The organism is Limnobaculum allomyrinae (genome assembly GCF_016649425.1).
Classification (GTDB): Bacteria; Pseudomonadota; Gammaproteobacteria; order Enterobacterales; family Enterobacteriaceae; genus Limnobaculum; species Limnobaculum allomyrinae.
Genome location: NZ_JADRCR010000007.1, coordinates 45,601 through 68,648 on the forward strand (window position 1 = coordinate 45,601; position 23,048 = coordinate 68,648).

Sequence of the window (23,048 nt, forward strand, 5' to 3'; positions counted from 1 at the left end):
TCATCAAAATCAAAAAAAAGATAACTCTATCTTTCCTGAGATCACAATTTGGCTACACCATCACATCGGGGATAAACGATGTAAGCGACCAACAAATTGGTAACTTAATTTTCTGTGGTCAGAAATCGATCTAGATAAGAGGTTCAAGAGGATGGATTAACAGGTTACAATCGCCATAACAGCGCATATTATCTTAGACAGGAGACTCCATGCCCATCACGGCCAATTCCCTCTTCCGTGACAGCGTAAATTTTATACGTAACCAATTATCCAGTTTTATCATGCTGGCATTACTGGCGTCATTTATCTCTTATATCTTGCTTCAAACTATGATGCCGGATACCACAGCCCTTCATCAGTTGATTACCGGTTCTGTTGAGTCGTCCGCTATGACGCATGGAGAAGTTGAACAGGCAATTAAGGGAATGCCGTATGAACAGCAATTAGCTATTGTTGAAGCCGCTGTTCCATTGTTTGGTGCTATGGCGTTAAGTTTTTTACTTAGCCAGACAATTCTTATCGCAGGTGTTATTACCTTGGTTATTCAGGTCTCTCAAGGGCTACCATCCAGCGCTTTAAGAGCAATTGGTGCATCCGTAACGTCATTGCCGATGTTAGTCGTTTTACTTGTTATCTCATCAATGCTGATTACTTTTGGTTTATCTCTATATCTGTTGCCCGGCCTGTTTTTTACATTTGTATTGGTATTGTCACCGATTATTATGCTGGAGTCTCGTAAGGGTCTGATTTATGCCATTAGTACCAGTTGGGGAATAGCTTTTGCTAATTTGAGAATTGTCCTGCCTATTTTGCTGTTTACACTGTCGACTAAATTCATTCTGTTCGTGATATCTATCAATTTATCCGCAGTATCACCCATGGTTGTCACATTATTGATCAGCGCTATCAGCAATCTGGTCACTGCATTTCTATTTGTCTACCTGTTTCGTCTGTATATGCAGGTTAAACCGTCATAACAACCTGTAGAAAGCCGGTGTTTTCACCGGCTTTCTACAATACTCAAACATTGTCTTTATGATGATTCTTCTGAAGTATGTGCACTTTCTTTACTCTGAATTAATTTAAGCGCCAGATAGAGATCGGGAACCAACATGCTCTCCTCCTCCTTCATTGCCGGGCGGTTATCTTTAAACCAACGCGTAAGCTCTGTTCTGCGCCCAGCCAGTACCAGTTTTATCTGGCGTAACTTAAGGTCACGTTTCAGTTCATCAATAGAGGCCAGCACACTGATATCCGCATAGGTAAAACTGGCCACTGCATCAATCACTACCCAACGGGGCTGAAATGGCGTACTGTCGACCAGATTTAATATCCGACGCTTAAAATAAGCGACGTTAAAGTAGGTAAGCGGAGAGTTAAACCGATACATCATTACCCCGGGAACCGCTTTAACTGTTGTGGTATTACCCAGTGAGTGAATCATTCCATCTTCATTAACACCAAGTAGTTGCTCTGTTGGCCTAAATACCGTACGTAAAAACTGTAATAATCCCAACAGAACCGCTAATCCTATTCCCTGAATAACGCCGATCAATAACACACAAACAAATGTAAAAATAGCCAGACTAAACGCCTGTCGATTTCGCCGCCTGAGGTTCCAGATACCACGTAAATCCATTAACGACCAGGCCGCATAAACCAGCACCACACCAAGAGCAGAAACCGGGATAAACTGTAATGGCTTAGTCAGTAATAAAACAACCAGAGCAATCACTAATGCCGCAATAATAGAGACCAGTTGGCTCTTTCCACCGTTCGCGTCATTAACCGCCGTACGAGAGTCTGCCCCACTGATTGCAAACCCCTGAGACACAGCCGACATAATATTCGCTATTCCTAACGCTCTGAATTCTGCATCAGCATCAATATCGTAGCCATTTTTAGCGGCAAAGCTGCGTGCAGTAAGCATCAGGCTAACGAAGCTAATTAACGCCAGGTTCAGCGCTGGAATAACCAATTCCCGCATTAATCCTGGTTGAAAATGGTTCCAGTTAACCATCGGTAAGCCAGAGTCAAACCCTGCTCCACCAATAGTTTCGACTCCATACTGTTGAATATCCATTCCCCATACCAATGCCGTTGTCACCACAATGGCAATCAAAGGTGCAGGCCACTGGCTGCGAAATTTTTTAATCCCAATTAGCAGTAACAACGTTAATGCCGAAATACCTAACGTCGGCAGATGGCTATCCATAATCTGGAATGGTATGGCAATAATTTTTTCAATCAGCTGATTAGCATTAATATGAATACCAAGGATTTTAGCAATCTGCCCCACCATAATAGTGACAGCAACACCATTTAATAACCCGGTCAGGATTGGTTGAGAAAGCAGATCGGCTAACGCTCCCAATCTGAACTTACTTGCCAGAATACACCATCCCCCCATAATCAGGGTCATGATGATGGTCAATTGCCATTGCATTTCACTGTTGCCCGCAGCTAATGGCGTAACTACCGCTGCAATAACCGCACAGGTTGTAGCGTCAGGCCCAACGATTAACTGACGGGAAGAGCCAAAAAAGGCATACGCAATCATTGGCAAAATACAAGAGTAGAGACCAACAATAGCACCTACATTTGCCAGTTCTGCATAGGCAATTGCTACCGGTAATGCCACTGCAGCTACCGATAATCCGGCGCGGATATCCGCGGTTAGCCAGCTTTTATCGTAAGCCAATAAATTCTGTAATCCGGGCATCCATTTTAAAAATACTCTTGAAAACATATTTATCCTCTACCGCCGGTCACCTTAGTCAGACGCACTGTGAAAACTGTCGCAATAATCATACAACATAATGCCTTAGCTGGCGGGGAATAACAGTGTAGTTTGTTCCCTATTCTTCCCGTTTAATACAACTCTTATCTCAATTGGCTGTTTTTGCCACTTTTACCCTGAGATTAAAAAGACTAGGATAGCTTGTCCAAAGCTTATTAATAATAACGGGAGTATAAATGGCTAAGATTAGTTTTGTCGGTTTAGGCGTGATGGGCTACCCGATGGCGCGTCACTTAATAAAAGCCGGGCATGATGTAACAGTTTATAACCGTACTACAGCAAAAGCAGAACAATGGGTAAAAGAGTTCGGTGGTAAACTTGCACTAACACCTCGCGAAGCAGCTATTGACGCCGATATGGTCATGACTTGTGTTGGAAATGATGATGATGTCCGCTCTGTCTATTATGGTGAGAACGGCATTTTTGCTGGTGCCTCAAAAGGCGTGATTCTCATTGACCATACCACTGCATCTGCTGATTTGGCTCGTGAGCTCTATCAGGCGGCAAAAGAGATTGGATTGGATTTTCTGGATGCTCCCGTCTCTGGTGGGCAAGCAGGTGCAGAAAATGCGGTGCTGACCGTTATGTGCGGCGGTGATGAATCTATTTTCAGACTAGCTGAAGACATCCTGAAAATTTATGGCAAAGCGGTCACTTTAGTCGGTGAAAGCGGTTGTGGTCAGTTATGCAAAATGGCTAACCAACTTTGTATTGCTGGTGTGCTGGCTGGTGTATCTGAAGCCGTACGTTTCGCACAAAAGGCCGGATTAGACGTCAAAACCGTGCGTGATGTAGTAAAAATGGGCTCAGGTAGCTCATGGCAATTAGAAAACCGCGCAGAGACCATGGGTGAAAACAAATTTGATTTTGGTTTTGCCATCGATTGGATTCGTAAAGACCTTGGTTTTTGCTTTGATGAAGCTGAACGCAATGGGGCTAAACTTCCTTTTGCTAAACAAATTGATGAAGCCTATGCTGAATTACAACAACGCGGTCTGGGCCGTTGTGATACTTCTGCCCTGATCCGCTTTTTAGACGATAAGTAGTTATTTGTTACTTTGGCGGTAGTGTAAACCTGCCGCCAAATCCGGTATAGTCAGCAGCTTGCTGACCAATGGAAAGAGCTATGAAGCAGTTTCTTGATTTTCTGCCCTTAATTGTATTTTTCACATTTTATAAACTCTACGACATTTTTATTGCCTCTGGCGCACTGATTGTCGCAACGGCGTTGGCTGTCATCTACAGCCTGATAAAATACCGTAAAGTAGAAAAAATGATGATCGTGACCTTTGTCATGGTGGTCATTTTTGGCACCTTAACCATTATTTTCCATTCACCTGACTTTATTAAATGGAAAGTAACGGCTATCTATGCCCTGTTTGCATTAGGGTTAGTTTTCAGTCAATTCGTACTGAAAAAACTGCTCATCAAAAGCATGCTTGGTAAAGAGATTACATTACCTGAGCAGGTATGGTCACGGTTAAATATCGCCTGGTCCCTATTCTTCCTCGCTTGTGGTCTTCTTAATATCTATGTCGCGTTTTGGTTATCCATGGATGTCTGGATGAACTTTAAAGTATTCGGACTAACCGGGCTAACGCTTGTGTTTACCCTACTTAGCGGTATCTATATCTATCGCCATATTCCTGACGAACAGAAAAATCCGCCGGCCAGCGACAAACAAGACTAGGTTTTTTCATCAGCGAATCATGATATAACCATAATTAATTACTTATTTTTATCGCTCCTATTACGTGTGGCATCAGGAGCAATAAAAATGATGTGAGCATTTGAATGAAGGCTTAACGGATAAGCCGCTATTTTTTCACTTATAACGAACACAATCAGAAACACATTATGAGCAAACAAGATCGTACTCCCCGCGGAGAGCTAGTCCTCCGGACTCTGGCTATGCCAGCGGATACCAACGCCAATGGTGATATCTTTGGTGGTTGGATCATGTCACAAATGGATATTGGAGGTGCTATTCTGGCTAAAGAGCTTGCCCGTGGACGTGTAGTAACGGTTGCCGTCGATGCCATTACATTCCTAAAGCCTGTCACTGTTGGTGATGTGGTTTGTTGTTATGCACACTGTATTCGTACGGGACGTAGTTCTATTACGGTAAATATGGAAGTCTGGGTTAAAAAGGTTTCTTCTGAACCAATAGGACAACGCTATTGCGTTACGGAAGCTATCTTTACCTATGTCGCCGTTAACGATCTGGGTACCTCTCGTTCTCTGCCAGACAATAAAAGAAACCTCTCCTTCGATTAATTTTATTCTGTCTGAAATTAGCCATTCCAAAATAAAACAGGTCGCTATTGCGACCTGTTTTATTTACTAATCATACGATTACTGCTAACGAATTTGTGCTCCGCCATCAATTTTGAAGATAATCGTCAGCTTTTTATCTTTAACCACAACAGGGGTATACCGCCATTTCTTCAGCGCAACTTTCACATCCCGTTCAAACATTCTGGGCGGTGTTGCTGACAAAATTCGTACGTTCTCGATACGTCCATCTTCATCGATATCAAACATAATCTCAACCTGTCCCTCAATTCGACGATCGAATGCCTGTTTAGGGTAAGCCGGCTCAACTTGTCTTAATATCTTCGAACCGGTTGCAGGTGCTGCGCCACTCACTGAAGCGGCCGGACCACTGGCAACCGTACTGGTATTTGCGGTAGTAATGGGTGCTGTTGCCGGTTTATCTACCGGTGCCTGTTCAGTTCGTTCTTTTACCGGCTCTCTTTTCGGTTTTGGCTCTTTTTTAGGCTGTTTTTTCGGTTCTTCAACCGGTTTTGGCTTCGGTTTTGGCTTCGGTTTTTCAACTTCAACAGGCTTAGGCTTCTCCACCGGCGGTGGTTCGGGAATAGGTTCTGGAACAGGTTCAGGTTTAGCTTCCTCGGGCTCAGGTTCAGGAATTGCCGTTGGTTGTTGTGCCGGTGTATTTTGCTCAGCCACTTCTGCTGGGGTAGCAAACATGGCTGGATTAACCATCACAACATTCATGGGTGCCGAATCATCTGGTGCGGGAATTTCAACCTGATCTTTTATCGAGGCGAATACTAACCCACCAATAAGCGATGCATGTAGACAGACTGAAAAGGTAAGCGGCCAGGAAAAACGACGCGCCAGAAAGAATTTTTTCAAAAGGAACCACTTCACTGTTCTGGAATGGGAGAATTCTAAATGAAAATGGTAATGAGATTCAATATCAATTTAACATATTGGCGTTTCAGTATCTCAATTAATCATAAAAGTGCCTGTATATTTTCATTTATCACGCCAGTCATAATATCTATAGTTTACAATAATAAATCATGTAGTATCGTTTTTCTTATCGCCCACTCAATGTGACAATAACATCAAGGAATAATACCGTGTTATATCTGATTTATGCTGAAGATGTACCTGGCGCTTTAGAACAACGTCTTGCCGCCCGCCCTGCTCATCTGGCTCGTTTACAGTCGCTAAAAGATGAAGATCGTTTAGTCGTTGCCGGTCCAAACCCTGTTGCTGACAGTGAAGACCCGGGAACAACAGGCTTCTCCGGTTCAGTCATTATCGCTGAGTTTGCCACTCTGGCGGAGGCTAAAGCGTGGGCAGATAAAGACCCCTATGTTGATGCGGGTGTCTATCAAAAAGTGGTAGTAAAGCCATTTAAGCGCGTATTTTAAGGCTGTTGGGGGTTCTCTAAATATAGTACCAGAGAACCCCTACCAACAGATTAATCCGGCGGTGTATTACCATCCGTGGATATTTGCATAAAGCAACGAGCGTTGCTGACGCCCCAATTGCTGCTCTGTTCTGATGTGGTTTATACGGCTGTTTCTGCGAGATTGCCCTTCCAACCAGCGATGGCGTCGGCGTTGTGCCTGTCGCAACATGCGCCAGCGTCCAACTTCAGTTCTGGATCTGTGCATAATGACCAAGATATCTTCAAACAACGAAAAGGTGTGTTAATTGTAACGCAGGCAATTTTTTCTTTTGAATGAATAAATCAAAAAATAAGTAACAAAATCTATAATAGACTTTAAAGAAGTGTTTTACCTTTCCGTGACTCTGCGTAAACTCAAGGCTTTATATTTAAATCAAACAGGATAATAGATTTCCGATGACCACTTTCTATACTGTATTGAGTTGGTTACTGGTATTAGGTTACTGGTTACTGATAGCGGGTGTGACGCTTCGAGTACTGATGAAGCGACGCTCTGTCCCGTCTGCCATGGCCTGGTTGCTGGTTATCTATATCCTTCCGCTGGTTGGTATCGTGGCTTACCTTCTGTTTGGGGAACTTCACCTTGGAAAACGACGAGCTGAACGTGCCAAAGAAATGTGGCCCTCTACGGCAACCTGGTTAGGAGAATTAAAGAACTGCCAGAATATTTTCGCCACTCAAATAAGTCCGGTATCCGAACCCCTATTCCAGCTTTGCGCCCATCGCCATGGCGTTCCGGCCGTTAGAGGTAATCAGCTTGAGCTATTAACCACCAGTGAAGGCACCATGAAGTCGCTGATTCGTGACATTGAGTTAGCTGAACATAGCGTAGAGATGGTGTTTTACATTTGGCAAAGCGGTGGTCAGGTTGACAATGTTGCCGAAGCATTAATGGCCGCCGCTCGTCGTGGAGTACATTGTAGAGTGATGCTAGACTCTGCCGGTAGTATGCATTTTTTCCGCACCCCATACCCTGAGCTAATGAGAAATGCAGGTATTGAACTGGTTGAAGCGCTAAAAGTTAATGTATTGCGGGTATTTCTGCGTCGTATGGATTTACGTCAACATCGTAAAATCGTCATTATTGATAATAATATTGCCTATACTGGCAGTATGAATATGGTTGACCCTCGCTTCTTTAAACAAGGGTCTGGCGTTGGTCAATGGATTGATCTCATGGCGAGAATACAGGGCCCTGCTGCAACGATGCTGGGACTTATCTATGCCTGTGATTGGGAAATAGAAACAGGCAAACGCCAGCTTCCGCAGCCGCCTGATACCACTATGTTGCCTTTTGAAGAAGAAGACGGCCATACGGTACAGGTTATCGCTTCCGGCCCCGGTTTTCCGGAAGAGATGATTCATCAAGCTCTGCTTACCGCCGTATATTCCGCCAGAAAACGTTTGATTATGACAACGCCTTACCTGGTTCCCAGTGATGATTTACTACATGCCATCTGCACTGCTGCGCAAAGAGGTGTTGACGTAAACATTATTGTACCCAAGAAGAATGACTCTTTGATGGTTGGCTGGGCCAGTCGTTCATTCTTCTCTGAACTTCTTGAGGCTGGTGTAAAAATACACCAATTTGACGGTGGATTACTGCATACCAAAAGCGTTTTAGTTGATGACCAGCTAAGTCTGGTAGGAACCGTAAATTTAGATATTCGTAGCCTGTGGTTGAATTTTGAAGTAACCGTCACTGTCGATGACCGGGCATTTGCCGATGATTTGGCTTGTGTACAGGAAGACTATATTGCTCGTTCGACACTACTCAATCCGGAAGAATGGGCAACCCGACCTATGTGGAATCGAATAATCGAACGTTTATTTTATTTCTTCAGTCCATTACTATAACCGGAATATTTAAATATTCTCTTTGATGAGTACCCCAATGGACATAGCAGATTTTGATTTAGACAATCGGTTAGATGAAGACGAAACGCTGGACCAGGCCTACGATATTTTTTTAGAACTGGCCTCGGACAATCTTGACCCGGCAGATGTCATTCTGTTCAACCTGCAGTTTGAAGATCGCGGAGCCGCTGAATTACACGACCCTTCTGATGAGTGGCTTGAGCATGTAGACTTTGATTTGAATCCAGATTTCTTTGCCGAAGTGATTATCGGTCTGACGAATGAAGAAGACGAAGTCGATGATATTTTTGCCCGGATCCTTATTAGCCGGGAAAAAAACCATAAATTCTGTCATATTCTCTGGAAAGAGTAGTCTGCTTAATTACGATTTTTAGGCTGTTGATAATAAAACCCCCGCCTGATTTGCGGGGGTTTTATTATGTATCTAACTGAATGCCCTATTTAAGCCAGTAATCCCGGGAAAGAGACTTTAATCCCCGTAATAATGAACTCAATTCCTAAAGACATCAGCAATAAACCCATAATACGCGTTACCACGTTGATTCCTGTTTGTCCTAACAGACGGACTAACAACGGGGCGGCACGAAACAGTAACCAACAGCAAAATGAAAAGAAAGCAATTGCAACGAAAAAACCCAGGTAATCCATCCAGGTGTTATATCGGGTACTCCAGACAATCGTTGAACTAATGGCACCCGGCCCGGCCATTAGCGGCAAAGCTAAAGGCACTACGCCAACATTGTCACGAATTGCAGTCTCCGTTTTTTCTTGCTTGTTCTGTTTGTCTTCTCCTAACTTACCGCTAATCATCGACATTGCGATAGTTACAATAAGAATACCACCCGCAATGCGAAACGAGTCGATTGAAATCCCAAACAGATGCAATATCGCATCACCTAAAAACAGCGAACACCACAATATAATGGCAACCGATAAGTTAGCCGTTAGATTGGTTTTATCTCTGGCAGCTGGCGACTGATAATTCGTCATACTGATAAAAACCGGAAGAATACCCACCGGATTAACTAATGCAAACATACCAACAAGGAACTTAATGTATCCTGATAAATCCAACATGGCATGGCCCATTGTGGACTCCCTATGTAATAGACCGTAGCTCAAAATCAAACGCTGCTTAATGTAATAGAGTTATCTTTTAGGGTCTAGCGGTAAAAACCGGATACAACACCCAGTTATAGAAAAAATACAGCGGTATAACCCTAATATAGCAAATTAATATTATATAAATGTAATGCTCGGCCTCTTGATGGATAAAAATGTAGCATTTTAGCTTGCTGAAAGGTGTCAGCATGCCATTTATGTGATATAAGTCACAATATCAATCACTCTGAATAGGTAAGCTGTGTTGTAAGTATCAGACATACAAATACCTGCAGTACTTTTATTATTTACCGCTAAAATTATATTTAGTTATAACAATAAATTAGCTTAGATTTTTTCAGTAAGTAAATCGTATTGAGATAACAACGCTCCTACTATACTTAATACTTGCATCGCGACTTACTCACTAAAAAAATTTATCAATCTTAGGAGAGTCACAATGACCGTAAGTAACGCCACTGAACTTAACGCACTTGTTGCACGAGTGAAAAAAGCTCAACGTGAGTATGCTAATTATACTCAGGAACAAGTCGATAAGATATTCCGAGCGGCCGCTTTAGCTGCTGCAAATGCCCGTATTCCTCTGGCAAAAATGGCAGTTGAAGAGTCTGGCATGGGTATCGTGGAAGACAAAGTAATTAAAAACCACTTCGCTTCCGAATACATCTACAACAAATACAAAGATGAGAAAACCTGCGGTATTCTGGAAGAAGATGAGACTTTTGGTACGATCACTATTGCTGAACCAACCGGTATTATCTGCGGTATCGTTCCTACGACCAACCCGACATCCACCGCTATCTTTAAAGCACTCATCAGCCTGAAAACTCGTAACGGTATTATCTTCTCTCCACATCCTCGCGCTAAAAACGCAACTAATGAAGCAGCCAATATCGTTCTGCAAGCCGCGATTGAAGCTGGCGCACCAAAAGATATTATTGGTTGGATAGATGTTCCGAGCGTTGAATTATCAAATCAGTTAATGCACCACCCGGATATCAACCTGATTCTGGCCACTGGTGGCCCAGGTATGGTTAAAGCTGCTTACAGTTCAGGAAAACCAGCCATTGGTGTAGGCGCAGGCAACTCCCCTGTTGTTATCGATGAGACTGCTGATATTAAACGTGCTGTTGCATCTATTCTAATGTCAAAAACTTTTGATAACGGCGTAATTTGCGCCTCTGAACAATCCGTTATCGTCGTTGATAAGATTTATGACACAGTACGTGAACGCTTTGCCTCTCATGGCGGATATATGCTGAAAGGTCAGGAACTAAAAGCCGTACAGGGCATTATCTTGAAAAATGGGGCTATCAACGCCGCTATCGTTGGACAGCCTGCGGTAAAAATTGCAGAGATGGCTGGTGTAACCGTTCCAGCTACAACCAAAGTTTTGATTGGTGAAGTAACTCAAGTTGATGAGTCAGAGCCTTTCGCTCACGAAAAACTTTCTCCAATGCTGGCGATGTATCGGGCGAAAAATTTTGAAGATGCCGTAGAAAAAGCCGAGAAACTGGTCGCTATGGGTGGTATTGGTCATACATCTGGCCTTTATACCGATCAGGATAATCAAGGCGAACGCATTGCTTACTTCGGCGATAAGATGAAAACAGCCCGTATTCTGATTAATACCCCTACCTCTCAGGGCGGTATCGGCGACCTGTATAACTTTAAACTGGCGCCATCACTGACTTTAGGTTGCGGCTCATGGGGTGGCAACTCAATTTCTGAAAACGTAGGACCAAAACATCTTATCAATAAGAAGACTGTGGCTAAGCGAGCAGAAAATATGTTATGGCATAAACTTCCTAAATCAATCTACTTCCGTCGTGGTTCACTGCCAATTGCTTTGGAAGAAGTTGCTACTGATGGTGCCAAACGTGCCTTTATCGTTACTGACCGTTTCCTGTTCAATAACGGCTATGCAGATCAAATCACCAATGTATTAAAACAGTATGGCGTTGAAACTGAAGTTTTCTTCGAAGTCGAGGCGGATCCTACTCTAAGCATCGTGCGTAAAGGGGCTGAACAAATGCACTCCTTTAAACCTGATGTCATTATCGCATTAGGCGGTGGTTCTCCAATGGATGCAGCTAAAATCATGTGGGTCATGTATGAGCATCCGGAAACACACTTTGAAGAACTGGCATTAAGATTTATGGATATTCGTAAGCGTATTTATAAATTCCCGAAAATGGGTGTGAAAGCCAAGATGATCGCGATTACTACCACTTCGGGTACAGGTTCAGAAGTAACGCCGTTCGCAGTGGTAACCGACGATGCTACCGGAATGAAGTATCCATTAGCCGATTATGCATTAACACCAGATATGGCCATAGTGGATGCTAATCTGGTAATGAACATGCCTAAATCACTTTGTGCTTTTGGTGGTTTGGATGCGGTAACCCACGCATTAGAAGCATATGTATCCGTTCTGGCTAACGAATACACTGATGGCCAGGCTCTACAAGCACTGAAACTGCTTAAAGAGTATCTGCCAGTTAGCTATAAAGAAGGTGCTAAAAATCCAGTTGCACGTGAGCGTGTTCATAATGCCGCAACTATTGCTGGTATCGCCTTTGCTAACGCCTTCCTGGGTGTATGTCACTCAATGGCGCACAAATTAGGTTCAGAATTCCATCTGCCACACGGTTTGGCTAATGCGTTGTTAATCTGTAACGTTATTCGCTATAACGCTAATGATAACCCAACTAAACAAACCGCATTTAGCCAGTATGATCGTCCGCAATCTCGCCGTCAGTATGCAGAAATTGCTGATCACTTAGGTTTATCCGCTCCCGGCGATCGTACAGCTGCCAAAATTGAGAAGCTGCTTAATTGGTTAGATGAAATTAAGAAAGAACTGGATATTCCGGCGTCAATTCGCGAGGCTGGCGTTCCGGAGGCAGAGTTCCTGGCCAAAATTGATAAACTGTCTGAAGATGCTTTTGACGATCAGTGTACCGGCGCTAACCCACGCTATCCATTAATCTCCGAGCTGAAAACAATTTTGCTGGATACTTATTATGGACGTAGCTACGTTGAAGAACAGCAGCAACCTGTTGTTGAAACTAAAGCTAAAGCACCGGCTAAAAAAGCTAAGAAGTAATTTTTAGTTATCTCTTTCTAAGCCGCCTGAACGGGCGGCTTTTTTATTTCTAACAGAAAACCACATCCTGTGGGTGTGGTCATCAATAGGTTTTGGCTCTGCCTTATTGTCTTTGGATTTGAATCTTACAGAATAGGTAACGACTTCTTTTTAGATCTTTTAGTACGCTCCTATGGGGCGTCAAAGCAATGCCGCCTTCTATGAAGGCGGATTTTTACATCTAATGTTCCCCGTATTCCAATCATAAAATCGCCTGTAGCTCATTTAAAAGCTACTGATAGGGTATTCCCTCCTATCTCTACACACAGGCCGCTTGCCGCTCTTATCAGCAGATTAATCCCCCTGATACCAGAACATTTAATCAGACGTACCATTCAAACTTTATGCTATAACGACCTGTATACCTCAGGCACATAGCTGAAACCGGCCAATTAACTCAAACACCATGATTACTATTGAAAAAGTGCTCATCTATTATTAAATCAAATGTAAATACGTACTGTATTTTTTAGTTATTACATTCATTTCGGCCAAAAGAACGCGTTCTACCTGTGAGATAGATTTATCCGATATTATATTGATAGACAAAGAACACATTTTTATCAGGGGATCGTTCTGTTACTTTCATGGGAACTAATCTGTTGATCGTTCAAACTTGCTTATAATTAGTGAGGATTGGTCATCATACTCATATGAATTTATTATAATTATCTTTGATTTTTAACAGATAACTTCTCAAGTTATGTTTGCTATTAAAGTGCTACATGAAACGCTTGTAGAGTGTGTAAAGACTATTTTTCAGCTAATTATTTCCGAAATTATAACGATTTACTGGAGCTTCATTTGTTTTCAGGTCATAAACATCACCGCTCGTTATAAATATATTTGATATAAAAAGCACCGTTTATAGCCGCACTATAAGTCACACTATGCGGGGATATAGAGCATAACGATAATAATGTATATAGTTACGCAGGATAAAATAGGCATGGAAAAGTATTGTTGATTAATGTCATCCCGCTTTTTACAACGCGTTATTGATAGAGTTTGTCCGGTAAATAGTAAGTAAAACTAACATCCAAAAGCAATAATAAGCGTCATATAACAATTTACCTCTATTTAGTAAGATAAATAAACCTATGTTCTGGCTTTTAATGGGATATGCCACGAATTTTTTATAACCACACAAAATGTGTTTTCCATCCTATTAACCAGCAGTTATTGACAATATTTGACTATCACTTATAAATAAATTAACTTTATTTATGTAATACCCTATTGCAGAATTTAATTTAGCGCTTTATTATTAACCAAAATTTCAATCCATAATTAATTTGAGAACGATACAATGAGCGAAGCATTAAAAGTCCTTAACAACATCCGTACTTTGCGTGCTCAAGCCCGAGAGTGCTCTCTTGAGACTTTAGAAGAAATGTTAGAGAAAATGGAAGTAGTGGTCAAAGAGCGCCGCGAAGAAGATCAGGCAAACCAAGCTGAAATTCAAGAACGTACTCGTAAATTACAACAATATCGTGAAATGTTAATTGCTGACGGTATTGACCCAAATGAATTACTTCAGTCTCTTTCTGCTACTAAAGTCACGGGTAAATCTAAGCGTGCTGCACGTCCAGCTAAATATCAATTTACTGATGAAAACGGCGAATTAAAAACCTGGACAGGCCAGGGTCGTACACCAGCCGTTATCAAGAAAGCTATTGAAGAACAAGGTAAATCTCTGGATGATTTCCTGATGTAATTTAAGCTTTCCCGCTGAATAAAGCCTCCCATATCGGAGGCTTTATTTTTTTGTGCTATTTAACAAATTATTATTCGAATAAGGGTTGTTTCAGCACTCTCTATATACCGCTATTTTTTTCTTCAGTTTATGTCATGATTATTAACTAATAGTTACAATCGAAATAATACAATCTAAATATACCTTTTCTGGTGATTTACCCTCTGCATAATTTGAAATGATAAAACAAATAAAAAAGAGGAACTAAGTCCTCTTTTTAAAAGTATGATACAGACTAAGTAAATTACTGTTATTAGTAAAATTCCCGATACCATTCAACAAATTTCTGTACACCGTCGATTACAGACGTATGGGGCTTAAAACCGATAACTTTATACAACGCGGAAGTATCCGCGCTGGTTTCCATTACATCACCTGGTTGCATTGGTAGCAGATTCTTTTGTGCTGTTTTCCCCAACGCTTTCTCAATGGCTTCAATATACTCCATTAAACGAACCGGTTCGCTATTACCTATATTATAAACAACATAGGGGGCAGAACTGGTTGCAGGAGTACCCGTTTCGACAGTCCATGACGAATTAGTTGTTGGAATAACACTTTGTAAACGAATTATTGATTCAACAATATCATCAATATAGGTAAAGTCTCTACGCATATCCCCATGGTTATATACGTCAATACTACGCCCTTCGATGATGGCTTTAGTAAATTTAAATAACGCCATATCTGGCCGCCCCCATGGACCATATACGGTAAAGAAACGTAATCCTGTCGTAGGCAAATTAAACAAATGAGAATAGGTATGGGACATTAATTCATTTGCTTTCTTGGTGGCGGCATACAGCGAGATAGGATGATCTACACTATCATCTGTTGAAAATGGGAGTTTACGGTTTAACCCATAAACAGAACTCGAAGAAGCATAAAGCAAGTGTTCTATATTATGGTGGCGACACCCTTCCAGAATATTTAAGTGTCCCGTTAGATTTGCATCAGCATAAGCATGAGGGTTATCTAATGAATAACGCACCCCGGCCTGAGCCGCTAAATGTATAACGCGTTGAAAGCTTTGCTCAGCAAAAAGCCGGGCAATATTATCCCGATCGGCCAGCTCCATTTTAAAAAATTTAAACTGGGGGTGATTTTCAATTAGTCCAAGGCGAGCCAACTTTAAATTGACATCATAATAATCATTAAGATTATCAATACCTACGACATCATGACCTAATGCTAATAGTCTCTGGCTAACATGAAAACCAATAAACCCAGCGGCTCCAGTAACAAGAAATTTCATTATCAACCTCAAATAACAGGGTTTACTGAAGCGCCACGACCAATACCATAATAGGTAAATCCTCGTTGAACCATACGCTCAGGTTCATAGAGATTACGCCCATCAAATATTGCCGCATGTTTTAATGTTGCTTTAATAAGATCAAAATCAGGAGCACGGAAATTTTGCCACTCAGTACAGATAATCAAGGCATCAGCGCCCTGTAGAGCCGCCTCTTTAGTACCCATCAATGCCAAATCAGATCGTGTACCATAAATACGCTGTGTTTCTTCCATCGCTTCAGGATCGAATGCCTGAACTTTCGCGCCAGCCTCCCAAAGCGTTTCCATTAATACTCTACTGGATGATTCACGCATATCATCAGTATTCGGTTTGAAAGATAGCCCCCAAAGCGCAAAAGTACGCCCTTTCAAATCACCATTAAAATGACGCTGAATAAAGCTGAACAACTTATGTTTTTGCTTGGCATTAACGGCTTCAACCGCTTGCAATAATACGGGTTGATAACCGATATGTTCCGCGGTACGAATTAATGCCTGTACATCTTTAGGAAAACAGGAACCACCATAACCACAACCAGGATAAATAAAGTGGTAGCCAATACGTGAGTCAGAACCAATACCCTGACGTACTTTTTCTATATCAGCACCCAGTAACTCAGCCAGATTGGACATTTCATTCATAAAGCTGATTTTTGTAGCCAACATACAGTTAGCAGCATATTTGGTTAATTCAGCACTACGGATATCCATAATCACCATTCTGTCATGGTTACGATTAAATGGACCATATAACTCACGCATCAAATCCAACACCTGATTATTATCAGTTCCGATAATAATACGCTCCGGTTTCATACAGTCAGATACTGCAGCCCCTTCTTTAAGAAACTCCGGATTTGAAACCACATCAAACGGTAAATTAGCCTGACGGCGAGCAAGTGTTTCCATAACCACCGATTTAACTTTATCGGCGGTACCCACTGGCACCGTTGATTTATCAATAATCACTTTATAGCTAGTCATATGCTCAGCAATAGTACGAGCCACTGCCGTAACATACTTCAAATCAGCAGAACCATCTTCATCCGGCGGTGTGCCAACAGCGATAAACTGAATTTCGCCATGAGCCACACCCGCTTCAGCATCGGTGGTAAAAGTTAATCGTCCTGCTTCATAATTCTCTTTCACCAATGGTGCTAATCCGGGTTCAAAGATAGGAATAACACCTTTCTTAAGATTGGTTACTTTCGCTTCGTCAACATCGATACACATAACATCATGACCGACTTCTGCCAGTACGGCAGCCTGTACTAATCCTACATAACCAATACCAAAAACTGTGACTTTCATCTTTTATTGTCCAAATATAATTATTAGCTTTTACCTGTACCCTGAAGTTGTCTTAGCCATGAGCCAAACTCAGCACCCAGCCCTGCATGACGTAAACCATATTCAACAAATGCCTGCATATATCCCATTTTGTTACCGCAATCATGGCTGCGGCCTCGAATATGATAAGCATCAACAGGTTCTGACTCCATCAGCATTGCAATAGCATCCGTTAACTGGATCTCATCACCAGCTCCTGGTGGAATGCGGGATAGTAATGGCCAAATATCAGCGCTTAATACATAACGCCCAACAATAGACAGGTTGGAAGGTGCCTCAGCAACACTTGGTTTTTCTACTACTTTAGCGATAGGTGCACTCTCACCTGCAGATAATCCATAACCATTACAGTCAACTATACCATAATCACTGACTTCATTAATTGGTACGGGTTCAACCATAATCTGGCTATGCCCCGTTGTCTCGTAACGATTTAGCATCTCACTGAGATTATCTTTCTTAAGGTTTGATTCATACTCATCAATAATGACGTCTGGCAATACTACTGCGAAAGGCTCATCACCGACTAAAGGGTGCGCGCACATAATGGCATGCCCTAATCCTTTAGCCAGCCCCTGACGAACGTGCATTATCGTCACGTTGCTGGGACATATAGATTGAACCTCATTCAGTAGTTGGCGTTTAACCCTGCGCTCTAAAATAGCTTCAAGCTCGAAGCTGGTATCAAAATGGTTTTCTATGGAATTTTTAGATGAGTGGGTAACCAGCACAATATGATGAATACCTGCAGCAATACATTCATTAACCACGTATTGGATTAAAGGTTTATCTACCAGTGGTAACATCTCTTTAGGAATTGCTTTGGTTGCAGGCAACATGCGGGTGCCCAGTCCGGCAACAGGAATAATTGCTTTTCTGACTTTAGGCTGTATTACTGACATAAATAATGTTCTCACTATTCAAAGAATATCGTTTTATTAATACGATATTCAGTTAGTTAATATAAAATTCATCATTGTTCATTAAATAGAATAGATTAAACTTTAAACATGCCATAAATCTGACATGTTTTCGGCATACTATTCTGAACAAATTATGACGAGAGTATATCAGCTAAGAGACCATTCTCCGATATCATTCACAGGCCAATCAGATAACAAAATGCTAATTCACAGGCCTAAAGCGTTGCACTTAGTTGCAAACGCCCACCCTTTCCTTTGACATGACAAACCCAGCGATCCGCAACCAGACTGGTCTGGCTGGGATAGAGAGTCTGTAAGGTTCCCATTGGAACACTATCATCCAATTCATATTTACGGCCGTTAGCTTCAATATTGACATGCAACCCAGCGGACACGATTAATAGTTTTTGTTTTGGTGCATGATAGTAGCCAGCAAGAAAAGGAAATTGTCCTTCCAGATAAGACTGATGTAACAACTGATTAATACGATTTAAGATAGTCGACATTTGCGGTAATGCTTCATTTTGCTCAGCTAAATGTTCCTGTAATAGATTATTAAACAGAGCTCTAAGCATTAATGCTGCCAATACACCTTTATTTTCTGCTCGCGAAATATCAAGACAATAAAAAGCAAAATCATGTTCGGATAACGCGGCAATATCAAACACAATTCCTGGTTTCTCCGCTAATGTCAGTTGGCGATAATTAATTTTGCAGCCAGCAATAGTTTGCTGTGCCGGAGGCTGGAGTTGTTTAAGCAACTGCACTGCTTCCTGCGGTTTTTCGCTAAGGTCGGTCCAGTCGGCAAGCATGGTTAATTCTTCGCTAGCTGGAGAGGAGAATAAGTAGGGGTAAAAACTGGATAATAACGCATCACGCAAGTGATTCAAGTCAGTAATAGGTTTAAGTAAAACGTCTTGAACCCCGAGACGTAGCATCTTATCAACGTCAGTAATTTTTTCTGTTGCTGAAATAACAATAACCGGGATCTGGCAGCCCTGATGGCGTAAACGATCGACCAGCGTTATGCCGTCCATATTTGGCATATTCAAATCGCAAATCATCAATTCAGGCTGAAACTGTGCAACATAGGCTAACGCCTGTTCGCCATCTTCAGCTTCGCCAATTATTGCACCTAATGAGGTTAGATATCCCGCCAGCATTGAGCGAAATACCGCATCATCTTCAACAAGGAGTATATGTTTATTGGCTAAAGGGGGTGTCATTGTAAACTTCCATGCTTTCTGTTTATTATATTTTGGTTCAAATTTGGCACTTGTGCCTGTAAAAGTATGATTTATTCTTGTCAAATTATCTTGCCGCAACGCTAACTACCTAAAATGCGTTATCAGTATATCGGAGATTATATTGTTCAAACTATGTCCATGCGGTAGCTTAAAGGAGTTTTCCGTATGCTGCCACCCATTGATTTCTGGTCAAACCATTGCTTCAACAGCGCTTGAGTTAATGAAGTCACGTTATAGTGCTTATGTCAGCCATGATGTCGAATATTTGGTTGCAACATGGCATCCTGATTTTCGCTCACCTGATTTAGCTGAATCTATCGCTCACAGTTTTGAACATACCCAGTGGCTTGAATTAAATATTGTTACAACCTCAGATCATGGTAATGAAAGCTATGTTGAGTTTGTTGCAAAATACCTTGATAGTCAGACACAGCAAGAACATGCACTCCACGAACGTTCTCATTTTATCAAACTGCATGGAAGCTGGTATTATACTTCAGGCATTAAACCTCAGGTTGGTCGTAATGAGCTATGCCCCTGTGGTTCAATGAAAAAATACAAAAAATGTTGTGGTAAATAACAGAATAAAATTACCCGTTATGTTTAATAACGACTCATTCCATAACAATAAGCAATAGCAAACACATCAAAAGGTTAAGTGCGCCATGCAAAAAAAAATACTCCGTACGATTTGTCCTGATGCTAAAGGCCTGATCGCAAAAATAACTAACATCTGTTACAAGCACCAACTGAATATTGTCCAAAATAATGAGTTTGTAGACCACCGTACCGGACGTTTTTTTATGCGTACCGAACTGGAAGGGTTCTTCAATGATGAAACTTTGCTGGCCGATCTGGATGATGCATTACCGGAAGGTTCTGTCCGTGAATTGAATGAAGCCGGAAGACAAAAGATAGTCATTCTGGTCACTAAAGAAGCACATTGTCTGGGCGATCTGTTAATGAAAAGCGTGTACGGTGGACTCGATGTAGAGATTGCAGCCGTTATTGGTAATCACGATACCTTACGTACACTGGTTGAGCGTTTTGATATCCCCTTCCATTTACTCAGCCATGAAGGGTTAACCCGCGAAGACCATGATAAACAAGTGGTTGAGTTAATTGACAGCATTAATCCGGATTATGTCGTTCTGGCTAAATATATGCGAATTCTGACGCCTGATTTTGTTCGTCATTATCCAAACCGGATTATTAATATCCATCACTCATTCCTGCCTGCCTTTATTGGTGCTCGTCCTTATCATCAGGCTTATGAACGTGGAGTTAAAATCATCGGCGCTACTGCTCACTTCGTTAATGACAATTTAGATGAAGGCCCAATCATCATGCAGGATGTTATTCACGTTGATCACACCTACAGTGCTGAAGATATGATGCGTGCCGGACGAGACGTTGAAAAAAATGTACTAAGCCACGGGTTATATCGGGTTCTGGGACAACGAGTTTTCGTTTACGGAAATAGAACGGTAATTCTTTAAGTGCTTTTTAATGAACAAGCGGTGTTAATACATCGTTTGTTCATTAAGTTCGAATAATCAGCATCCCATGCTGGAAAAAACAACAAACAATCATTATTTCCACATCAATACTTTACACCGCTGATGCTTCTGCTATGATGCGCGTCCTTGTCATTCATGACAGAGCAAATATATATCCTATGGTGGGATTCCCGAGCGGCCAAAGGGAGCAGACTGTAAATCTGCCGTCACAGACTTCGAAGGTTCGAATCCTTCTCCCACCACCATTATCTCCCCTTCTTTTTAACAATAATTTTCACCACCACCTTGAAGCTCTGGTCTAAATAGGCTATACAAGCCCCTTATTTTGATTTATCAGGGTGTCTCATGCGTAAGAATATATGTGTTTATTGTGGTGCCAGCACCGGAAATAATCCTGCCTATGCCGAAGCGGCTGAACAGTTGGGGATAGCGATCGCTGAGCAAGGTCGTCGGCTGATATATGGCGGCGGCAATAAAGGATTAATGGGCATTCTGGCGAATGCAGTATTAGATGCAGGTGGTCAGGTTACCGGTGTTATTCCTGAACGCTTAGTTGAGGCTGAAACGGCCCATCATGGTATTACCGACCTGGAAGTTGTTCCTGACATGCATATTCGTAAGGCGCGCATGAGTGAGTTGGCTGATGGCTTTATTGCATTACCTGGCGGTATCGGCACGCTCGAAGAACTGTTCGAAGTATGGACCTGGAGCCAGATTGGATACCATACCAACCCGGTTGGTCTGCTAAACATTCAAAATTTCTATTCTCCAATGAGCCAATTCCTACAACATGTAGCTGATGAGGGTTTTGTTCGCCAAAGTTACCTGAACACCTTATTAATCAGCGATTCGGCTCATGACTTGCTCAACCAGTTTGACCAATACCAGCCACATAATCTTAATCGCTGGGCTAAATAATATACCAATCGTATCCGACCATTCTGTTTGAATGGTCGGATAACAATTATTCTCAATTTCTGTTACTATTTATCCCTATTTTTTGGCAGATAAAAGATACTTAATCATGAAGTTTATATCATTTAATATCAATGGACTAAGAGCCCGACCTCATCAGCTTGCAGCAATTATTGACCAACATCAGCCTGATGTTATTGGACTGCAGGAAACAAAAGTTCATGATGATATGTTTCCCCTTGAAGAAGTCAGCCAGTATGGCTATCACGTCTTTTATCATGGTCAAAAAGGACATTATGGCGTAGCACTGCTAACTAAAGCACAGCCCGTTGCTGTCAGGAAGGGTTTTCCCACTGATGATGACGATGCCCAACGTCGTATTATCATGGCGGATATAGAAACACCTGCGGGTTTATTAACGGTAATCAATGGCTATTTCCCTCAGGGAGAAAGCCGGGATCACGCAATTAAATTTCCGGCCAAGCAAAAATTCTATGCAGACTTGCAATCCTATCTGGAACAACATCTTAACCCGGCTAATCCTGTTGTAATTATGGGTGATATGAATATCAGTACTACCGATCTGGATATTGGTATCGGGGAGGAAAACCGTAAACGTTGGCTGCGTACAGGAAAATGTTCTTTCTTACCTGAAGAACGTGAATGGATGGGGAAACTACTCAATTGGGGATTAGTTGATACTTTCCGTCAGGCTAATCAGGAAACCAACGATCGCTATTCATGGTTTGATTACCGCTCCAGTGGTTTTGATGATAATCGCGGTTTACGTATTGATTTGATACTAGCCAGTCAGTCTTTGGCTCCTCATTGCGTCTCTACCGGTATTGATTATGATATCCGAGCCATGGAGAAGCCGTCTGATCATGCGCCTATTTGGGCTAATTTTAAGCTCTGATAATGATTTCAACCAGACCGGTGGTTTTAATCGGTCTGGCTCTCTCACAAATACATCAATATGAAAATAGTTAATGTCGTCGCCGCTATTATGCAGCAACAAGAACGTATTTTGATTGCTCAACGAGATAGTCAAAGCGACCTTGCTGGCTACTGGGAGTTCCCTGGTGGGAAAATAGAAAACGGCGAAACACCAGCACAAGCATTAATCCGTGAGTTGGAAGAAGAGTTCAATATTCATCATATTCAGGTTACTGATTATATTGCTACCAGTACCATTCAACAGCCTGAACGCATTATTCAATTACAGGCATGGAAAGTGGTGGCCTGGCAAGGAGATATACAGTTACGTTGCCACACCAATTTTTGCTGGGTCACACCGGATGAAGCATTAGGCTATCAATTGGCTCCTGCTGATATTCCCCTGCTTTTAGCTTATCAACGTATATAA

General features: G+C 41.9%; 22 protein-coding genes and 1 tRNA gene. 15 read left to right on the forward strand and 8 right to left on the reverse strand.

Features of this window, described 5'->3' with window-relative positions:
* Nucleotides 1–209 precede the first annotated feature (209 nt).
* Nucleotides 210–977: a YciC family protein gene (locus I2494_RS13550; protein WP_218467299.1), complete on the forward strand. Its 768-nt coding sequence runs from the start codon at nt 210–212 to the stop codon at nt 975–977.
* Between the two features lie 56 nt (nt 978–1,033).
* Here I2494_RS13550 and I2494_RS13555 read toward each other — a convergent pair whose 3' ends face one another.
* On the reverse strand, nt 1,034–2,749 hold the full coding sequence (locus I2494_RS13555) for a SulP family inorganic anion transporter (RefSeq protein WP_218467300.1): 1,716 nt from the start codon (nt 2,747–2,749) through the stop codon (nt 1,034–1,036).
* Nucleotides 2,750–2,976: 227 nt separating this feature from the next.
* Here I2494_RS13555 and I2494_RS13560 point away from each other — a divergent pair, with 227 nt between their 5' ends.
* The 3 genes from I2494_RS13560 to yciA all read left to right on the forward strand — a co-directional run bounded on the left by I2494_RS13560 (nt 2,977) and on the right by yciA (nt 5,077).
* Nucleotides 2,977–3,846 carry an NAD(P)-dependent oxidoreductase gene (locus I2494_RS13560; RefSeq protein ID WP_218467301.1) on the forward strand — a complete coding sequence of 290 codons (870 nt, stop codon included), beginning with the start codon at nt 2,977–2,979 and terminating at the stop codon, nt 3,844–3,846.
* An 80-nt stretch (nt 3,847–3,926) separates the two neighbouring features.
* On the forward strand, nt 3,927–4,490 hold the full coding sequence (locus I2494_RS13565; RefSeq protein WP_218467302.1) for a septation protein A: 564 nt from the start codon (nt 3,927–3,929) through the stop codon (nt 4,488–4,490).
* 167 nt (nt 4,491–4,657) lie between these two features.
* The gene (gene yciA, locus I2494_RS13570; RefSeq protein WP_130591043.1) at nt 4,658–5,077 is read left to right on the forward strand and encodes an acyl-CoA thioester hydrolase YciA; all 420 of its coding nucleotides are present in this window, start codon (nt 4,658–4,660) and stop codon (nt 5,075–5,077) included.
* An 84-nt stretch (nt 5,078–5,161) separates the two neighbouring features.
* Here yciA and I2494_RS13575 read toward each other — a convergent pair whose 3' ends face one another.
* Nucleotides 5,162–5,959, reverse strand: a complete 798-nt coding sequence (locus I2494_RS13575; RefSeq protein ID WP_218467303.1) for a TonB family protein — start codon at nt 5,957–5,959, stop codon at nt 5,162–5,164.
* A 230-nt stretch (nt 5,960–6,189) separates the two neighbouring features.
* On the opposite strand from I2494_RS13575, the gene I2494_RS13580 reads away from it, so the two are divergent.
* On the forward strand, nt 6,190–6,486 hold the full coding sequence (locus I2494_RS13580; protein ID WP_218467304.1) for a YciI family protein: 297 nt from the start codon (nt 6,190–6,192) through the stop codon (nt 6,484–6,486).
* 66 nt (nt 6,487–6,552) lie between these two features.
* On the opposite strand, the gene I2494_RS13585 is transcribed toward I2494_RS13580, so the two are convergent.
* A complete protein-coding gene (locus I2494_RS13585; protein ID WP_218467305.1) occupies nt 6,553–6,732 on the reverse strand; it encodes a YciY family protein in 180 nt (59 codons plus the stop codon).
* A 191-nt stretch (nt 6,733–6,923) separates the two neighbouring features.
* Between I2494_RS13585 and cls the strand changes: the two genes are divergently transcribed.
* Both cls and I2494_RS13595 read left to right on the forward strand, forming a co-directional pair.
* Nucleotides 6,924–8,384: a cardiolipin synthase gene (gene cls, locus I2494_RS13590; RefSeq protein ID WP_218467306.1), complete on the forward strand. Its 1,461-nt coding sequence runs from the start codon at nt 6,924–6,926 to the stop codon at nt 8,382–8,384.
* A gap of 37 nt (nt 8,385–8,421) precedes the next feature.
* A complete protein-coding gene (locus I2494_RS13595) occupies nt 8,422–8,757 on the forward strand; it encodes an HI1450 family dsDNA-mimic protein (protein ID WP_108899207.1) in 336 nt (111 codons plus the stop codon).
* An 89-nt stretch (nt 8,758–8,846) separates the two neighbouring features.
* On the opposite strand, the gene I2494_RS13600 is transcribed toward I2494_RS13595, so the two are convergent.
* Entirely contained in the window at nt 8,847–9,494 is a 648-nt protein-coding gene (locus I2494_RS13600) for a YchE family NAAT transporter (protein WP_218467307.1), read from the reverse strand.
* 472 nt (nt 9,495–9,966) lie between these two features.
* On the opposite strand from I2494_RS13600, the gene adhE reads away from it, so the two are divergent.
* The gene (gene adhE, locus I2494_RS13605; RefSeq protein WP_218467308.1) at nt 9,967–12,636 is read left to right on the forward strand and encodes a bifunctional acetaldehyde-CoA/alcohol dehydrogenase; all 2,670 of its coding nucleotides are present in this window, start codon (nt 9,967–9,969) and stop codon (nt 12,634–12,636) included.
* 1,348 nt (nt 12,637–13,984) lie between these two features.
* Nucleotides 13,985–14,392: a histone-like nucleoid-structuring protein H-NS gene (gene hns / locus I2494_RS13610; protein WP_130591035.1), complete on the forward strand. Its 408-nt coding sequence runs from the start codon at nt 13,985–13,987 to the stop codon at nt 14,390–14,392.
* Between the two features lie 292 nt (nt 14,393–14,684).
* On the opposite strand, the gene I2494_RS13615 is transcribed toward hns, so the two are convergent.
* The 4 genes from I2494_RS13615 to rssB all read right to left on the reverse strand — a co-directional run bounded on the left by I2494_RS13615 (nt 14,685) and on the right by rssB (nt 19,226).
* The gene (locus I2494_RS13615) at nt 14,685–15,686 is read right to left on the reverse strand and encodes an NAD-dependent epimerase (protein WP_218467309.1); all 1,002 of its coding nucleotides are present in this window, start codon (nt 15,684–15,686) and stop codon (nt 14,685–14,687) included.
* Between the two features lie 8 nt (nt 15,687–15,694).
* Nucleotides 15,695–17,038 carry a UDP-glucose dehydrogenase family protein gene (locus tag I2494_RS13620; protein ID WP_218467310.1) on the reverse strand — a complete coding sequence of 448 codons (1,344 nt, stop codon included), beginning with the start codon at nt 17,036–17,038 and terminating at the stop codon, nt 15,695–15,697.
* 23 nt (nt 17,039–17,061) lie between these two features.
* The gene (gene galU, locus I2494_RS13625; protein ID WP_218467311.1) at nt 17,062–17,979 is read right to left on the reverse strand and encodes a UTP--glucose-1-phosphate uridylyltransferase GalU; all 918 of its coding nucleotides are present in this window, start codon (nt 17,977–17,979) and stop codon (nt 17,062–17,064) included.
* 236 nt (nt 17,980–18,215) lie between these two features.
* Nucleotides 18,216–19,226, reverse strand: coding sequence for a two-component system response regulator RssB (gene rssB / locus I2494_RS13630; protein ID WP_218467312.1), 1,011 nt, complete (start codon nt 19,224–19,226; stop codon nt 18,216–18,218).
* A 142-nt stretch (nt 19,227–19,368) separates the two neighbouring features.
* On the opposite strand from rssB, the gene I2494_RS13635 reads away from it, so the two are divergent.
* The 6 genes from I2494_RS13635 to I2494_RS13660 all read left to right on the forward strand — a co-directional run bounded on the left by I2494_RS13635 (nt 19,369) and on the right by I2494_RS13660 (nt 23,048).
* Nucleotides 19,369–19,827, forward strand: a complete 459-nt coding sequence (locus I2494_RS13635) for a YchJ family metal-binding protein (protein WP_218467313.1) — start codon at nt 19,369–19,371, stop codon at nt 19,825–19,827.
* A gap of 85 nt (nt 19,828–19,912) precedes the next feature.
* The gene (gene purU / locus I2494_RS13640; protein ID WP_218467314.1) at nt 19,913–20,746 is read left to right on the forward strand and encodes a formyltetrahydrofolate deformylase; all 834 of its coding nucleotides are present in this window, start codon (nt 19,913–19,915) and stop codon (nt 20,744–20,746) included.
* A gap of 181 nt (nt 20,747–20,927) precedes the next feature.
* A tRNA-Tyr gene (locus I2494_RS13645) sits at nt 20,928–21,012 on the forward strand.
* A 100-nt stretch (nt 21,013–21,112) separates the two neighbouring features.
* Nucleotides 21,113–21,685, forward strand: a complete 573-nt coding sequence (locus I2494_RS13650; RefSeq protein ID WP_218467315.1) for an LOG family protein — start codon at nt 21,113–21,115, stop codon at nt 21,683–21,685.
* Between the two features lie 106 nt (nt 21,686–21,791).
* On the forward strand, nt 21,792–22,598 hold the full coding sequence (gene xthA / locus I2494_RS13655) for an exodeoxyribonuclease III (protein WP_218467316.1): 807 nt from the start codon (nt 21,792–21,794) through the stop codon (nt 22,596–22,598).
* Nucleotides 22,599–22,658: 60 nt separating this feature from the next.
* A complete protein-coding gene (locus I2494_RS13660) occupies nt 22,659–23,048 on the forward strand; it encodes a pyrimidine (deoxy)nucleoside triphosphate diphosphatase (protein ID WP_218467317.1) in 390 nt (129 codons plus the stop codon).

What these genes read in the sequence shown, in the direction of transcription:
- adhE (WP_218467308.1), top strand. Translation starts at nt 9,967, where the DNA reads ATGACCGTAAGTAACGCCACTGAACTTAACGCACTTGTTGCACGAGTG.
- purU (WP_218467314.1), top strand. Translation starts at nt 19,913, where the DNA reads ATGCAAAAAAAAATACTCCGTACGATTTGTCCTGATGCTAAAGGCCTG.
- I2494_RS13600 (WP_218467307.1), bottom strand. Translation starts at nt 9,494, where the DNA reads ATGGGCCATGCCATGTTGGATTTATCAGGATACATTAAGTTCCTTGTT.
- rssB (WP_218467312.1), bottom strand. Translation starts at nt 19,226, where the DNA reads ATGACACCCCCTTTAGCCAATAAACATATACTCCTTGTTGAAGATGAT.
- xthA (WP_218467316.1), top strand. Translation starts at nt 21,792, where the DNA reads ATGAAGTTTATATCATTTAATATCAATGGACTAAGAGCCCGACCTCAT.
- I2494_RS13660 (WP_218467317.1), top strand. Translation starts at nt 22,659, where the DNA reads ATGAAAATAGTTAATGTCGTCGCCGCTATTATGCAGCAACAAGAACGT.
- I2494_RS13595 (WP_108899207.1), top strand. Translation starts at nt 8,422, where the DNA reads ATGGACATAGCAGATTTTGATTTAGACAATCGGTTAGATGAAGACGAA.
- I2494_RS13555 (WP_218467300.1), bottom strand. Translation starts at nt 2,749, where the DNA reads ATGTTTTCAAGAGTATTTTTAAAATGGATGCCCGGATTACAGAATTTA.
- I2494_RS13565 (WP_218467302.1), top strand. Translation starts at nt 3,927, where the DNA reads ATGAAGCAGTTTCTTGATTTTCTGCCCTTAATTGTATTTTTCACATTT.
- I2494_RS13585 (WP_218467305.1), bottom strand. Translation starts at nt 6,732, where the DNA reads ATGCACAGATCCAGAACTGAAGTTGGACGCTGGCGCATGTTGCGACAG.
- cls (WP_218467306.1), top strand. Translation starts at nt 6,924, where the DNA reads ATGACCACTTTCTATACTGTATTGAGTTGGTTACTGGTATTAGGTTAC.
- hns (WP_130591035.1), top strand. Translation starts at nt 13,985, where the DNA reads ATGAGCGAAGCATTAAAAGTCCTTAACAACATCCGTACTTTGCGTGCT.
- yciA (WP_130591043.1), top strand. Translation starts at nt 4,658, where the DNA reads ATGAGCAAACAAGATCGTACTCCCCGCGGAGAGCTAGTCCTCCGGACT.
- galU (WP_218467311.1), bottom strand. Translation starts at nt 17,979, where the DNA reads ATGTCAGTAATACAGCCTAAAGTCAGAAAAGCAATTATTCCTGTTGCC.
- I2494_RS13650 (WP_218467315.1), top strand. Translation starts at nt 21,113, where the DNA reads ATGCGTAAGAATATATGTGTTTATTGTGGTGCCAGCACCGGAAATAAT.
- I2494_RS13560 (WP_218467301.1), top strand. Translation starts at nt 2,977, where the DNA reads ATGGCTAAGATTAGTTTTGTCGGTTTAGGCGTGATGGGCTACCCGATG.
- I2494_RS13615 (WP_218467309.1), bottom strand. Translation starts at nt 15,686, where the DNA reads ATGAAATTTCTTGTTACTGGAGCCGCTGGGTTTATTGGTTTTCATGTT.
- I2494_RS13550 (WP_218467299.1), top strand. Translation starts at nt 210, where the DNA reads ATGCCCATCACGGCCAATTCCCTCTTCCGTGACAGCGTAAATTTTATA.
- I2494_RS13620 (WP_218467310.1), bottom strand. Translation starts at nt 17,038, where the DNA reads ATGAAAGTCACAGTTTTTGGTATTGGTTATGTAGGATTAGTACAGGCT.